We start from the raw sequence: 12,888 nt of genomic DNA, 5'->3' as shown, positions 1-12,888 counted from the left end.
CAACCGTTATATTGCCTAATATTAAATAGGGGTTCCTATAGATATTTTGTTCGAGAGGTTACTTTTTTGTAACAAGTAGAGTGGTACCGCAGAGTCTTAGGCTTTGTCTCTAAAATAATAGAGACAAAGCCTTTTTTATAAAATGAAACTTTTCAGGTGGAGTTTTATACTCCAGCTGAATTTAGTTGAACTTATCCAGGAGCGTGCAGCCGTTATCTCCCACTTGAAGAAGAGTGAGTGTTACGGATGCTAGCTATCGGATAAAAAATAATATAAATAATCAGGGGGCAAAAAAGTGAGTAATTATAGTGTATATTTACCAAGTTATAGTATAGGAGAGGAGGTTTATAATGAAATTCCAAAGATCTGTGAACCTTATGGAAAGAAAGCAGTAGTTGTTGGAGGAAAAACAGCAATGGAAAAATCCAAAGAAGCCATTTTAGAAGGGGTTAAAGGTTCAAATATAGAAATAATTGATTTCGTATGGTTTGGAGGAGACTCATCATATGAAAATGTTGAAATGCTTAAGAATAATAGAGCAGTAGTGAATGCAGATATGATATTTGCAGTAGGTGGTGGAAGAAGTATTGATACAAGTAAAACAATGTGTGATCAAACTGGACAGGCATTGTTCGTATTCCCTACTATAGCTTCAAATTGTGCAGCAATAACAGCGACAACAGTAATTTACGATTGTGAACATGTATTTAAGGAATTATATTTCCCTAAAAAACCAGCTTTACATTGTTTCATAAATACAAAAATAATATCAGAAGCTCCAAGTGATTTTATTTGGGCAGGTATTGGCGATGCATTGTCTAAGGAATATGAATGTACATTTTCTTCAAGAGGAGATGAACTTGATCACACTAATCTTTTAGGCGTTGATATAAGCCGTAATTGTGTGGAACCGCTTTTGAAGTATGGTAAAAAAGCTTATGAAGATGTTAAAGCTAACAGAGTATCAAAGGAATTAGAACAAGTAATCCTTAATATAATAATCACTACGGGACTTGTATCAGTTCTTGTAATAAATGATTACAATAGCTGTCTTGCACATTCGGTATATTATGGATGTACAACATTAGAAAATATAGAAAAAAATCATTTACATGGCGAAGTAGTTTCTTATGGTGTTTTAGTCATGCTTACATGTGATAAGCAATTTGAAGAACGTGATAGAGTTTATAAATTCAATAAGAGTCTTGGACTTCCAACCTGTTTAGCGGATATTGAAGTGGAAGAAAAAGATATCAATAAAGTTCTCGACAAAGCAATGGAAACAGGGGATATAAAGCATGTACCTTATGAAATAACAAGAGAAATGATTTATAATGCAATAATGGATTTAGAAAAGGTACAATTATAAGATGTAAATATTCACATGGAAAATAATATGAAGTAGTAATAAAGCAAACTGCACTTAATAATATAAAAATACTAAAGTTTAAGTGCAGTTTTTATTATGGTTATAATTAAATTAATTATTTAAAGGATGTTTATAAATATACTATTCAAAAGTTACTATTAATTATATATAAATGATATAATTATAATAAAGAAAGAAAATATGTTGTCGATAATAGAATTAGACATTTAAGTTTAAAATGTAGAATGAAACAAGTTGTTGGACATATGTGTATTTATTATAATAAATACATAGGAAGAAATATAAAATTACATATTAACATAACTTTATGATATTTAAAGAGCGATTTTTGACTTATACATAAAGTTTATGCATTATATAAAATTTGAGTGAGGGGTAGAAGCGCTATGAATAATAACATATTATTAGAATCAGGCACTGGAGAATTAGAAATAATTGAATTTATTGTAAATGGAAATCATTATGCAATTAATGTGGTAAAGGTCAAAGAAGTTATAGAGATGCCAGGAAATTTAACTAAGTTACCGGATCCTAAGCCTGAGATAGCTGGATTAATATTATGTAGAAATGAAATTCTTACATTAATTGATTTAAAATATATTTTAACAAAACAAATAACTAAAAAGCTTGGTAATAAAGTCATAGTTTGCGAATTTAATAAAATTAAAGTTTCATTCAATATTGATGATATAGTAGGAGTTCATCGTATTAAATGGAGTGAAATTAGAAAACCTGATGATTTATCAGAGAATTCACTAGCTGTTGGGAATATACTTTTAGGTGAAAAAGTAATACTTATGCTTGACTTTGAAAAAATAGTTACAGATATTGCTCCAAGCGTTGGTATAAGTGAAGATAGAATTGTAAAAGTCGATTATAAGGATAGATCTGGAGTGAAATTAATTTTAGCCGATGATTCAGCTTTAATTAGAAAACTTTTAAAAGATACTCTTACAAAAGCAGGATTTAGAAATTTGAAAATTTTTGATGATGGTAAGCAAGCATTAGAGTTTCTTAAAGGGGTGGCAGAAGAAAAAGGAGATAATTTTACTAGTGAAGCGCAATTGCTTATTACAGATATAGAAATGCCACAAATGGATGGTCTTACACTTACAAGAAAAGTAAAAGAAGATGAAAAATTAAGAAAATTACCTGTTATAATATTCTCATCATTAATCACAGCGGAATTAAAACATAAAGGAGAATCAGTTAAAGCTGATGCGCAATTGAGTAAGCCAGAAGTAGGTGAGCTTGTTGATACAATAGATAAGCTTCTAGATATGTAAGTGAAGTTTAATTTTTGAGAATAACTGGAAATAATGTTTTATAATAAAATAAGCAAGATACAATTATATTGTTAAAGGACATGAATGAAAGTTCATGTCCTTTAATAATAAATTTTTATTAAAATAAGAGAAAAAGGTTAGTTGTAAAAAAATGGAAAGTAGTATATAATGCAAAAAGAGATTTGATAAAAAATACTATATAATTATGAATTGATTTTTTACGACTCACGAATAAGCTTAAGGGAGGGAAGTGAATTAATATTAAGTGGAAAAAATTATGATATATTAGGGGGAGAAAAATATGAGAAGCAGATTAAATAAGATGTTTATAAGATTAACGTATTTTACTTGCATCTTATGTATTATGGGGTTCATTTCATGCATCAATTCAGTAGGTGTTTTTGCAAAAGATGTACAAGAAAATGAGGTATCGAATGAAAAATATACATTAATATTGGAAGAGAGAGATGGAATTAAAGAACAGATTAATGGAGAAGATATTAAATTAAAGAATGACGCAGATAATACTAAGGGAGTTTCTTTTGACTCAAATTTATTAAAGAGTTATATAGATAAACTATCTTGTTTTGATACTAGTAAAATAGTCGAACCTCAAAATGCAAGATTAATATATGATAATAATAACTATGTAATCTCAAAAGAAGTTCTTGGAAATAAAGTTAATAAGGATATATTGTATAATAGCATAGTTAAGGCAATTGAAAATAAAGAGACAACAATAGATTTAGAAGCGAAGAGCTGTTATGAAAATCCTACACGTTTTGAAACTTCACCAGAGATTATTAATGCTAGGGATACAGCTAATAAATATTTATCTTCATGTATAACTTATAAATTTGCTGGATTAACATGGGTTTTAGATGGGACTACTATAAAGGATTGGATTAGTTTAGATGCAAATTTTCAAATTGTACTCGATGAATCAAAAGTGAAGGATTATGTGGATGCTTTAGCTAATACTTATACTACAGAGCTAGGAAATAATATAGCGGTTAGTGGTGGATATGATGGTAATAATCATGGCTGGATAATTGATAGTTCACAGGAAACTTCAGCATTGATTGATAATATAAAAAGTGGACAAACCATTACGAAGAATCCTATATATGCGCAGACATCAGCAGCAAGCTATTTTAGCAATGTAGGAGCTACTTACGTGGAGATTGATATGACAAAACAGCATTTATGGTTCTATAAGGATGGCTATCTTGTTGTGGAAGGTGATGTTGTTACAGGAAATGAAAGTAATGGTAATGCAACACCAGCAGGAGTATATAAACTATATTCTAAGTTACAGGATACTGTACTAAGAGGTGAGGATTATGCTTCACCAGTTAGTTTTTGGATGCCTTTCAATAGAAATATAGGTCTTCATGATGCGAATTGGAGAGTAGAATTTGGCGGGGAAATTTATAAGACTAGTGGCTCTCATGGATGTGTGAACCTACCATATGACGTAGCAAAGACTATATATTATAATATTAATGTAGGTACTCCTGTTATTTGCTATTACTCTTAGATTAAAGATTTTATCTTTAAATACTGATAATTTAAATTAAATATTAGAGAGAGTTTTAAGATTATTGTTTAAAACTTTCTCTTTTTTAATGGAAAAATATTATTATAAATTTTTGATAAATAAGTTTTATAAGTACGGCATAAAATTGTACGGATACAATTTACTAATTGTATTTTATATGATATTTTATAAATATTAAATTGCAAAAGAAAAGAGAGGAGGTATATTTATGAATAACAAATTTGTTTATGCTCCTGGTCCTACAAGTGTGAGAGAAAATGTAAGATTTGAAAGAGCTAAAATAACCACAAATCCAGACGTTGATGAAGAGTTTGTGGAGTTTTATAAAAATACTTGTGACAAAATTGGAAAGATAATAAATACAAAGAATCCTGTTTATATATTAAGTGGGGAAGGAATTTTAGGGTTAGAAGCAGCATGTGCATCTCTTACTGAATCTGGAGATAGGGTGCTTGTTTTAGATAATGGAATTTATGGAAGAGGTTTTATGGAATTTGTTGAAATCTATGGAGGAGAAGGGGTATATTTTTCAGATGATTACAGCAAAGCTATAGATATAGAAAAATTAAAAGGATTTTTAGAACAGGACCATAATTTTAAATATGCTACAATAGTTCATTGTGACACACCAACAGGCGTTTTAAATGATTTATCCAAGATATGCAGATTGTTAAATGAGTATGGAATTTTAACAGTTGTTGATTCTGTTTCTGCAATGGGTGGTGAAGAAATAAGAGTTGATGATTGGAAAATTGATATTGCTCTTGGTGGATCTCAAAAGGCATTTTCAGCTCCAGCTGGATTAACAATGGTTAGCATTAGTGAAAGAGCTAAGGCAGCAATGAAAAATAGAAAAACTCCTATAGTAGGTTTTTATTGCAATTTAAATATTTGGGAAAATTATTATAAGGATAAATGGTTCCCATATACAATGCCAATAAGTGATATTATGGGATTGAGTAAAGCAGCAGATAATATCTTAGAAGAAGGTATTCAAAATGTCCTTAACAGGCATGAAAAGATAGCTGATGCAACAAGAAAATCCGTGAAAGAATATGGACTTGAACTATTTTTAGATGATGGATATTCTAATACTGTTACAGCAGTTAAAATACCAGAGAGCATAGGTGCTCTAAAGCTTAAACAGTATATGTTAGAAAAATACAATACGTTAATCATAACATCCTTAAAGCCATATGATAATGAAATTTTAAGAATAGGACATATGGGGGAAAATGCACATGAAGAAAAAATAGTTTATGCATTAAATGTTATTGATAAAGGATTGAAGGAGTTAGGTTTTAAAAGTGATAAAGGATTAGTTGGATTATTTAATAAATATTTAGATAAATAATTATAGTTAAAATAGTGGAGTTACAATAAATTTGTAAAAATACATAAAGGGGGGTAGAAAGATGGAAATGAACAAAGGAAAAAGTAAATTTAAAACAAAAGATATGGTGCAGACGGCATTATTAACAGCACTAGTATTTGTAGCAACTGCATTTATAAATGTAAGGTTACCAATCGTAGCCAGCGGTGGATTAGTTCATTTAGGAACTGTAATGTTACTTATTGCAGCAATTGTTTTTGGAAAAGAAAAAGGTGCTATAGCAGGTGCAGTGGGAATGGCAATATTTGATTTATCTTCAGGCTGGGCACTTTGGGCGCCATTTACTTTTATTATAAGAGGAATTATGGGATATATGATTGGAACTATTACTTGGAGTAAAAATAAAGATGGAAATAATATTGTAACAAATATTATTGCGGGAATTTTATCAGGTATCTGGATGATAGTTGGATATTATATTACTGAAGTAATTCTTTATGGAAATTGGCTATCACCAATGGCATCAATACCAGGAAATATAGCACAAATTGTTTTAGCATTAATAATAGGCACACCAATTGCTAAGATCCTTAAAAAATACGTGAGATATTTATAAGAAAAAAGATGTTTCATAGTAGGCAGACTACTATGAAACATCTTTTTTGATTTTGTCCTATTTCATAATTTTAAAATAATGAGATAAATTATTAGTAGTATATGCCGAGAAAAAATAGTTTCGTGATAAATACTATTGACGAAATAAATATATCATACTATTATAAAATTATAGAATATTTAAGCAAGGCATATGAAACAAAATAGTCAGCGAGTGATTTGTTATTTTTTTGATAATGACTAATAAGGAGGGGATATAAGATGAATGATAACGATTTAAAAAGAATCTGTGCAAAAGAAGCAATGAAATATATAAAAAATGGTATGACGGTAGGACTTGGAGGAGGCAGAAGCATTGCCTATTTAGTAGAGTATATTAAGGCTGATAAGGATCTTAAGCTTAAAATAGTTACGCCTTCTGTAAAAACAAAAATGCTTTGCATAGAAAATGGCTTAGAAGTTCTTCATACGTCTTTTGTGGAAAAGATAGATGTTGCATTTGATGGCTGTGACCAAGTTGATGAAAATTTAAATGCAATGAAAAGTGGCGGTGGAATTCACACAAATGAAAAGTTAATTGCCAGCATGGCAGATGATTATATTCTTCTTGTGGATGAAAAAAAAGTTGAGAAAATGCTAACATTTAAATCACCTGTTGTTATAGAAATATTGAAGGATTCTTTGAAATATGTTGAAAGAAAAGTATTAGAATTAGGTGGAAAACCAGAGATTAGAAGCAGTGATATAAAAGATGGCTTTACAATAAGTGATAATGGTAATTTATTAATGAATGTATCTTTCAAAAATATAAGTGACATAAAAAAGCTTAATGATGAATTAATAAATATATGTGGAGTTATTGAAACATCTCTATTTATTAATGTTATTACTAAAGCAATAATTGCAAGCGAAAATAGTATAAGAGTGATTTCTAAAAATTAAATATATATGTTGCAATTAATTTTATGCATTTTACATCTAGATATCTACTTAGCCTATAGTAATTCCAAATGTAACATTATTATTGCAACATATATATTAAGATAAAAAATAAAATAATATGAGGTGAAGATATGAGTAAAGTGAATTGGGCAATATTGGGCCCTGGAGCAATTGCAGCAGATTTTGTAAAAGCTATTAACGAAGTTAATGGAAAGACATATGCAGTAGGAGCAAGAAATACTCAAAAAGCAAAAGATTTTGCAGATAAATATGGTATTGAAAAAGTCTATGGAAATTATGATGAAATGTTAAAAGATGATAAAATTGACGTTGTTTATATAGCAACACCTCACTGTAATCATTATGAATATATAATGAAGAGCTTACAAAATAATAAAAATGTGCTTTGTGAGAAAGCGATTACTGTAAATGGTAATCAATTAAATGAAATTGTAAATTTGGCAGAGCAAAAAAATTTAATTGTCGCAGAGGCAATGACAATCTATCATATGCCCTTATATAGAAAATTACGTAAGCTTGTTGATGATGGAAAGCTTGGAAAGATAAAAATGATACAAGTTAACTTTGGAAGTCTTAAGGAGTATGATGTTACAAATAGATTTTTTAGTCCGGATTTAGCAGGTGGAGCACTTTTAGATATAGGAACATATGCTTTATCTTTCACAAGGTTCTTCCTTTCAAGTAAGCCGGAGGAAATCTTAACAACAGTTAAAAAGTTTGAAACAGGAGTTGATGAACAGTCAGGGATAATACTTAAAAATCCTGATGATGAAATGGCTGTAATTTCATTAACTATGAGAGCTAAACAACCTAAAAGAGGAATAGTGTGTGGTGAACTCGGATATATAACTGTTGAAAATTTCCCTAGAGCAGATAAGGCTACCTTCACTTACCCTGATGGAAGGATTGAAACTATAGAAGAAGGCGATATGTCAAAAGCACTAATTTATGAAGTAGAAAATATGAACAATTATATTATTAATAAAAATAAAAATGGTACTTTAGAATTATCCATTGATGTTATGAATATAATGGATGAAATAAGAAAGCAATGGGATTTGAAATATCCTTTTGAGTAGAATGGATTATTTTCATATGTCTTAAAGGAGTATTTTTAAAGGTGAAAAAAGTAGAAAAAAGTGTATTAGATAAAATTCTATCTGTTTATAATGAGCTATATGAAGCGGAAAAGAAGATTGCAGATTATGTTATAAACCAAAAGGAAGAAGTAATTGAGATGACAGTTTCAGAATTAGCAGCTCAAAGTAACGTTAGTGAAGCCACCATAGTTAGATTTTGCAAGAAATGTGGCATGAAAGGTTTTTATGATTTAAAGATAAATATAGCTAAAGATATGGTGAAATTAAAAGATAGCACTGTGTCTAATAAATTAGACTCTAATAATATAGCGCAATCTCTTCAAAACATCTTAGCTAATAAGATTGAAGAGTTAAAACAAACTATTTCAATGATGGATGAAAAGGAAATTAAAAAAATACTGGATATTATTAAAAATGCAAGAATTGTTCAATTTGCAGCAGTGGGAAATACAATACCTGTTGCAATGGATGGAACATATAAATTCAATCAACTAGGAATATGTTCTGTAACTAATACAATATGGGAAACCCAGCTTGCGTTTACATATACCCTGACAAAAGATGATGTAGTTATAGCAATATCAAATTCGGGATCATCAAAAAAACTTGTGACTTTATTGGAGATTGCAAATGAAAGAGGAGCAACAACCATATCCATTACAAATCATGAGAATTCTCCAGTAGCTAATGAAAGCAAGTATCATATAAATACATCTACTAGAGAAAAATTATTTTTAGATGAATTTAGCTTTTCAAGAGTATCTGCAATGGTTGTAGTAGAAGTTTTATATTTACTCTTAACTCAAGATAAAAAAGATTCATATAATTGGATTAGTCAACATGAACAATCTATAGCAGATGCTAAAGTATAAAGTGAAACTTGGCTTCAGGGAGTTTTCTAGGTGCCCCTTGAGGGTAAATCTTCAACTGAAGGTTAGTTGAACTTATTTAGGGTCGTCACACTGTTATCTTTCGATTTAGAAGATGGGAATATTACGGTGGCTAGACATCAAATAAAAGAGAGGATGAGGAAAATGAAAAATATAAACCTTGGAAAATGTGGAATTGAGGCTTCAGAAATTGGACTTGGATGCATGAGAATGGCTGGCATTGAAAAAGGAGAGGCAGAAAAAGTAATTAAAACATCTTTAAATGAAGGAATTAACTTTTTTGACCATGCAGATATATATGGAGGCGGAAAATCAGAAGAAGTTTTTTCAGAAGCAATTGATATGAATTCATCAATTAGAGAGAAAATGATTATTCAAACTAAATGCTCTATAGTTCCTGGTGTAATGTATGACTTTTCAAAAGATCATATTTTGAATTCTGTAGATGGAAGTTTAAAAAGATTAAAAACAGATTATGTAGATATATTATTGCTTCACCGTCCAGATACACTTATGGAACCCGAAGAAGTTGCAGAAGCTTTTTCAAAATTACACAATACTGGAAAGGTAAAATATTTTGGGGTTAGCAATCATACTCCAATGCAAATAGAACTGCTTAATAAATATTTAGATAATAAGATAATTATTAATCAGCTGCAATTTAGTATAATGCACACTGGAATGATAGATTCAGGATTAAATATGAATATAAAAAATGATGCTTCAATAGATATGGATGGAGGAGTACTAGAATATTGCCGTCTTAAAGATGTAACTATTCAAGCTTGGTCTCCATATCAATATGGATTTTTTGAAGGTGTATTTTTAGATAATGATAAATTCCCAGAGTTAAATAAGAAGATTAATGAAATTGCAGAAAAAAAGGGAGTAACTAATACTGCAATAGCAACTGCGTGGATACTAAGACATCCAGCAAAAATACAAACCATTGCGGGTTCAATGAATTCTAATCGTATTAAAGAAATATGTAAGGCATCAAATATAACTTTGACAAGACAAGAATGGTATGAAATTTATTTAGCAGCAGGAAATAAACTACCATAAGTTAAAATTAATGCTGACCAAGGGTGAAATTAAATTTTACTTTTGGTCAGTTTATTTTTTGCAAAATATTTGTAATGAAATTAAAGGAACAGCGTATTAGTATATGTAAGTAAAAGTGGATATGTTAGATGTTATAGATTGCAGTAAGTTAAGTGGTTATACTTGTTTTGATATTAAGTTGCCTTCTTATTTACCAGAAGGATATACATTTGAAAAAGCCAGCTTCTATAAAGACAAGTCAGGTAATGTAAAAGATAGCAAATATGCAGATTTATATATTTCCAAAAACCTATATAGGTGAGATTTGGTATACAAACCAGCATAATTGTGAAAAAATTAAAGTATTGAAAAAATTTTGCATATAATTTTAACTTAAAAGTAATCGAGCATATAAATATATATATTAATGAAAAAGCTTGTAATGGAATGGCTTATATAGCGTATTAATATATGAAAGTAGCTTAGCTAAGCGTATAGGTGCTACAGGGAGGAGATTAAAAAGTGAATCCAGTTACAACAATTAACTTTTTGCAAAAAGAAAAAAATATATATAACAGCATGAATGAAAAAGAAGGGTTTGCAGAGATTTTTGAACTTTATTATAAAAGACTGTATAACTACACTTACTATAGAGTTAATTCTCACGAGGCGGCAGAAGACATAACAATTCAAGTATTTGAAAAGGTAATGATAAAGTTTCATACTTATATAAACGAAAAATCAAAATTTGAAGTTTGGATATTTACTATTGCTAGAAATACTATAAATGATTATTTTAGAAAACAAAAGAGGCATAAAATTATATCTATTGATAATATTATTAACTTAATATCAAGAGATAAAGGACCAGAAGACTTAATGCTTAAAAGAGAAAGGAATAATAACTTGATGGATGCTTTAAGTATTTTAGATGCTAAGGAACGTAATATTGTTGCATATAAATTTGGTGCGAATCTAAAGAATGTTGAAATTGCAAAAATATTAAAAATAAGTGAAAGCAATGTAGGAGTAAAGCTCCATCGAATCATGAAAAAGCTAAAGAGTGAAATGGAAAAGGAGGGTAAATAAGTGAAACATTATGGAACTTATGAAATTAAAGGAAATTTTATAGAAGGTATAGATGAGGAATTTAAGGATTTAGCCGTAGGTTTGAGTAAAATAGATTTTAGCAAGGAAAGCAATAAAGATTTTATATTTAATACAACTATAAAAAAAATTAGTAATAAGAGAAATAATAATGTTAATAAAATAAAGAAAACAGGTATAGCAGTTGCATCATTACTAATTATATCAACAATATTAGCTCAAACAACCTTTGCGAAAGAAGTGGTGGATAATATTATTAAGACTATATCTTTAGGTCACTTTTCAGCAATACAATATAATGATAGTAAGGAGGAAGAGTATATTCTACCTAATAGTCTCAAAGGAAAGATTTTTGATAAGAATGGAAATGTCCTTGAAAAGATCACAAAAGATATTGATGGGATATACACAAAAGACGGGGAGAAAATTGCTACATGGAATGCTGCTGATGGCAGTGTGACTACAGAAAAACAAGCAAAAGAGGAGAAAGAAAAAGCTAAAGAAAATACATTAACTGTTATAGATAGCAGTAAAGTAAATGGCTATACTCACTTTGAGGTTAAGCTGCCTTCGTATTTACCAGATGGATATAAATTTGAAAAAGCAGAATTCTATAAGGACAGTGATGAATATGCAACCTTGTATTTTAAAAATAAAGAAACAGGGAAAGAGATTTATATGCAGCAAAGATTTGCATGTGAAGATACAAAAGCAACACTTGCAACTGATGGTGATATAGAAAATATTAAAATTAATGGTGTAGATGCTATCTTAGAAGATGAACATAATATTGATTGGGAAGTGAATAATGTAGTATATTTTCTAAACAGCGGGAAGGACTTAAGTAAAGATGAAACTATAAAAATTGCAGAATCAATAAAATAAAAAGAATTTTATTTTATTGAAATCAAGGCATAGTTAGATGGGTTTGTATGTTCTTGGAAAGAACTTGCAAACTCATCTTAATGTTTAGAAAAGGAGAAAACATACAAGAAGGTGTATTCTTAGAACTACAATAATCTTGATTATGGAGGAATATGAATTGTGAAAAAATTAATAATAATCCTATTGCTAATCTGCGTAGCAATAATGGGAGTTCATCTTATTTATGATAAAACAGTAGATGGCACAGTATATAATAATACTGATGTAAAATCCAATGACTATTTAATTTTAGTAAATAGAACTCATATATTAAATAGCGATTATACACCTGCAAACTTGATAAAACCTAACGTTAGATTTGTATCTAGTTCAGCAGATGAGGAGAGGATGATGCAGGGAAATGCTGCTAAAGCATTAGAAGAATTATTTAAGGCTGCTGGTAAGGAAAATATAAATTTATATGGTGTATCAGCCTATAGGTCTTATGAATCACAAAAACAAGTTTATGAGCAAAGAATAAAGAAAGTTGGAAAAAAGCAGGCAGATGAATATGTGGCACAACCAGGTACAAGTGAACATCAAACTGGATTTGCAATTGATGTAACGAATGAGCAAGGTGCAGAAAACAAGCTTAAAATAGATTTTGGAGAAACTAAAGAAGGTAAATGGTTAAAATCTCATGCTCAAGATTATGGCTTTATTATGAGATATCCT

Annotated in this window: 13 protein-coding genes and 1 other annotated feature (2 of these 14 cut by a window edge); all 13 genes read left to right on the top strand. The window is 29.5% G+C overall.

All coding sequences use genetic code 11. From position 1 onward, the window contains the following. Positions 1-114 (top strand) — a binding site (T-box leader); it begins 146 nt to the left of the window's first position. 181 nt (positions 115-295) lie between these two features. After that, positions 296-1,369: an iron-containing alcohol dehydrogenase family protein gene (locus CDLVIII_RS24870; protein WP_009172249.1), complete on the top strand. Its 1,074-nt coding sequence runs from the start codon at positions 296-298 to the stop codon at positions 1,367-1,369. Between the two features lie 407 nt (positions 1,370-1,776). After that, on the top strand, positions 1,777-2,676 hold the full coding sequence (locus tag CDLVIII_RS24865) for a chemotaxis protein (RefSeq protein WP_009172248.1): 900 nt from the start codon (positions 1,777-1,779) through the stop codon (positions 2,674-2,676). 301 nt (positions 2,677-2,977) lie between these two features. Further along, entirely contained in the window at positions 2,978-4,216 is a 1,239-nt protein-coding gene (locus CDLVIII_RS24860; RefSeq protein WP_009172247.1) for a L,D-transpeptidase family protein, read from the top strand. Between the two features lie 229 nt (positions 4,217-4,445). Next, positions 4,446-5,591, top strand: a complete 1,146-nt coding sequence (locus CDLVIII_RS24855) for an alanine--glyoxylate aminotransferase family protein (protein WP_009172246.1) — start codon at positions 4,446-4,448, stop codon at positions 5,589-5,591. A gap of 61 nt (positions 5,592-5,652) precedes the next feature. Next, positions 5,653-6,186, top strand: a complete 534-nt coding sequence (locus CDLVIII_RS24850; RefSeq protein WP_009172245.1) for an ECF transporter S component — start codon at positions 5,653-5,655, stop codon at positions 6,184-6,186. A 260-nt stretch (positions 6,187-6,446) separates the two neighbouring features. Next, positions 6,447-7,127 (top strand): ribose 5-phosphate isomerase A, encoded by a 681-nt coding sequence (gene rpiA / locus CDLVIII_RS24845; protein WP_009172244.1) that lies wholly within the window; start codon positions 6,447-6,449, stop codon positions 7,125-7,127. 131 nt (positions 7,128-7,258) lie between these two features. Next, a complete protein-coding gene (locus CDLVIII_RS24840) occupies positions 7,259-8,227 on the top strand; it encodes a Gfo/Idh/MocA family oxidoreductase (RefSeq protein ID WP_009172243.1) in 969 nt (322 codons plus the stop codon). A gap of 41 nt (positions 8,228-8,268) precedes the next feature. Further along, positions 8,269-9,120: a MurR/RpiR family transcriptional regulator gene (locus CDLVIII_RS24835; RefSeq protein WP_009172242.1), complete on the top strand. Its 852-nt coding sequence runs from the start codon at positions 8,269-8,271 to the stop codon at positions 9,118-9,120. A gap of 162 nt (positions 9,121-9,282) precedes the next feature. Further along, on the top strand, positions 9,283-10,203 hold the full coding sequence (locus CDLVIII_RS24830) for an aldo/keto reductase (RefSeq protein WP_009172241.1): 921 nt from the start codon (positions 9,283-9,285) through the stop codon (positions 10,201-10,203). Positions 10,204-10,324: 121 nt separating this feature from the next. After that, positions 10,325-10,504, top strand: a complete 180-nt coding sequence (locus tag CDLVIII_RS31630; RefSeq protein WP_035301924.1) for a hypothetical protein — start codon at positions 10,325-10,327, stop codon at positions 10,502-10,504. Positions 10,505-10,704: 200 nt separating this feature from the next. After that, entirely contained in the window at positions 10,705-11,271 is a 567-nt protein-coding gene (locus CDLVIII_RS24820) for a sigma-70 family RNA polymerase sigma factor (RefSeq protein WP_009172240.1), read from the top strand. Next, positions 11,272-12,174: a DUF4367 domain-containing protein gene (locus CDLVIII_RS24815; RefSeq protein ID WP_009172239.1), complete on the top strand. Its 903-nt coding sequence runs from the start codon at positions 11,272-11,274 to the stop codon at positions 12,172-12,174. Between the two features lie 159 nt (positions 12,175-12,333). Then, on the top strand, positions 12,334-12,888 hold the 5' portion of the coding sequence (locus CDLVIII_RS24810; protein ID WP_009172238.1) for a M15 family metallopeptidase. Its footprint extends 126 nt past the window's final position; only the first 555 of its 681 coding nucleotides appear in the window; its start codon is at positions 12,334-12,336; its stop codon lies off the right edge, out of view.

Source organism: Clostridium sp. DL-VIII (assembly GCF_000230835.1).
In the GTDB taxonomy this organism is placed as follows: Bacteria; Bacillota; Clostridia; order Clostridiales; family Clostridiaceae; genus Clostridium.
Note: the sequence above shows the minus strand (reverse complement) of the source record. Positions and strands in the feature narration are given on the sequence as shown.

What these genes read in the sequence shown, in the direction of transcription:
- CDLVIII_RS24865 (WP_009172248.1), top strand. Translation starts at nt 1,777, where the DNA reads ATGAATAATAACATATTATTAGAATCAGGCACTGGAGAATTAGAAATA.
- CDLVIII_RS24860 (WP_009172247.1), top strand. Translation starts at nt 2,978, where the DNA reads ATGAGAAGCAGATTAAATAAGATGTTTATAAGATTAACGTATTTTACT.
- CDLVIII_RS24855 (WP_009172246.1), top strand. Translation starts at nt 4,446, where the DNA reads ATGAATAACAAATTTGTTTATGCTCCTGGTCCTACAAGTGTGAGAGAA.
- CDLVIII_RS24850 (WP_009172245.1), top strand. Translation starts at nt 5,653, where the DNA reads ATGGAAATGAACAAAGGAAAAAGTAAATTTAAAACAAAAGATATGGTG.
- rpiA (WP_009172244.1), top strand. Translation starts at nt 6,447, where the DNA reads ATGAATGATAACGATTTAAAAAGAATCTGTGCAAAAGAAGCAATGAAA.
- CDLVIII_RS24840 (WP_009172243.1), top strand. Translation starts at nt 7,259, where the DNA reads ATGAGTAAAGTGAATTGGGCAATATTGGGCCCTGGAGCAATTGCAGCA.
- CDLVIII_RS24830 (WP_009172241.1), top strand. Translation starts at nt 9,283, where the DNA reads ATGAAAAATATAAACCTTGGAAAATGTGGAATTGAGGCTTCAGAAATT.
- CDLVIII_RS31630 (WP_035301924.1), top strand. Translation starts at nt 10,325, where the DNA reads ATGTTAGATGTTATAGATTGCAGTAAGTTAAGTGGTTATACTTGTTTT.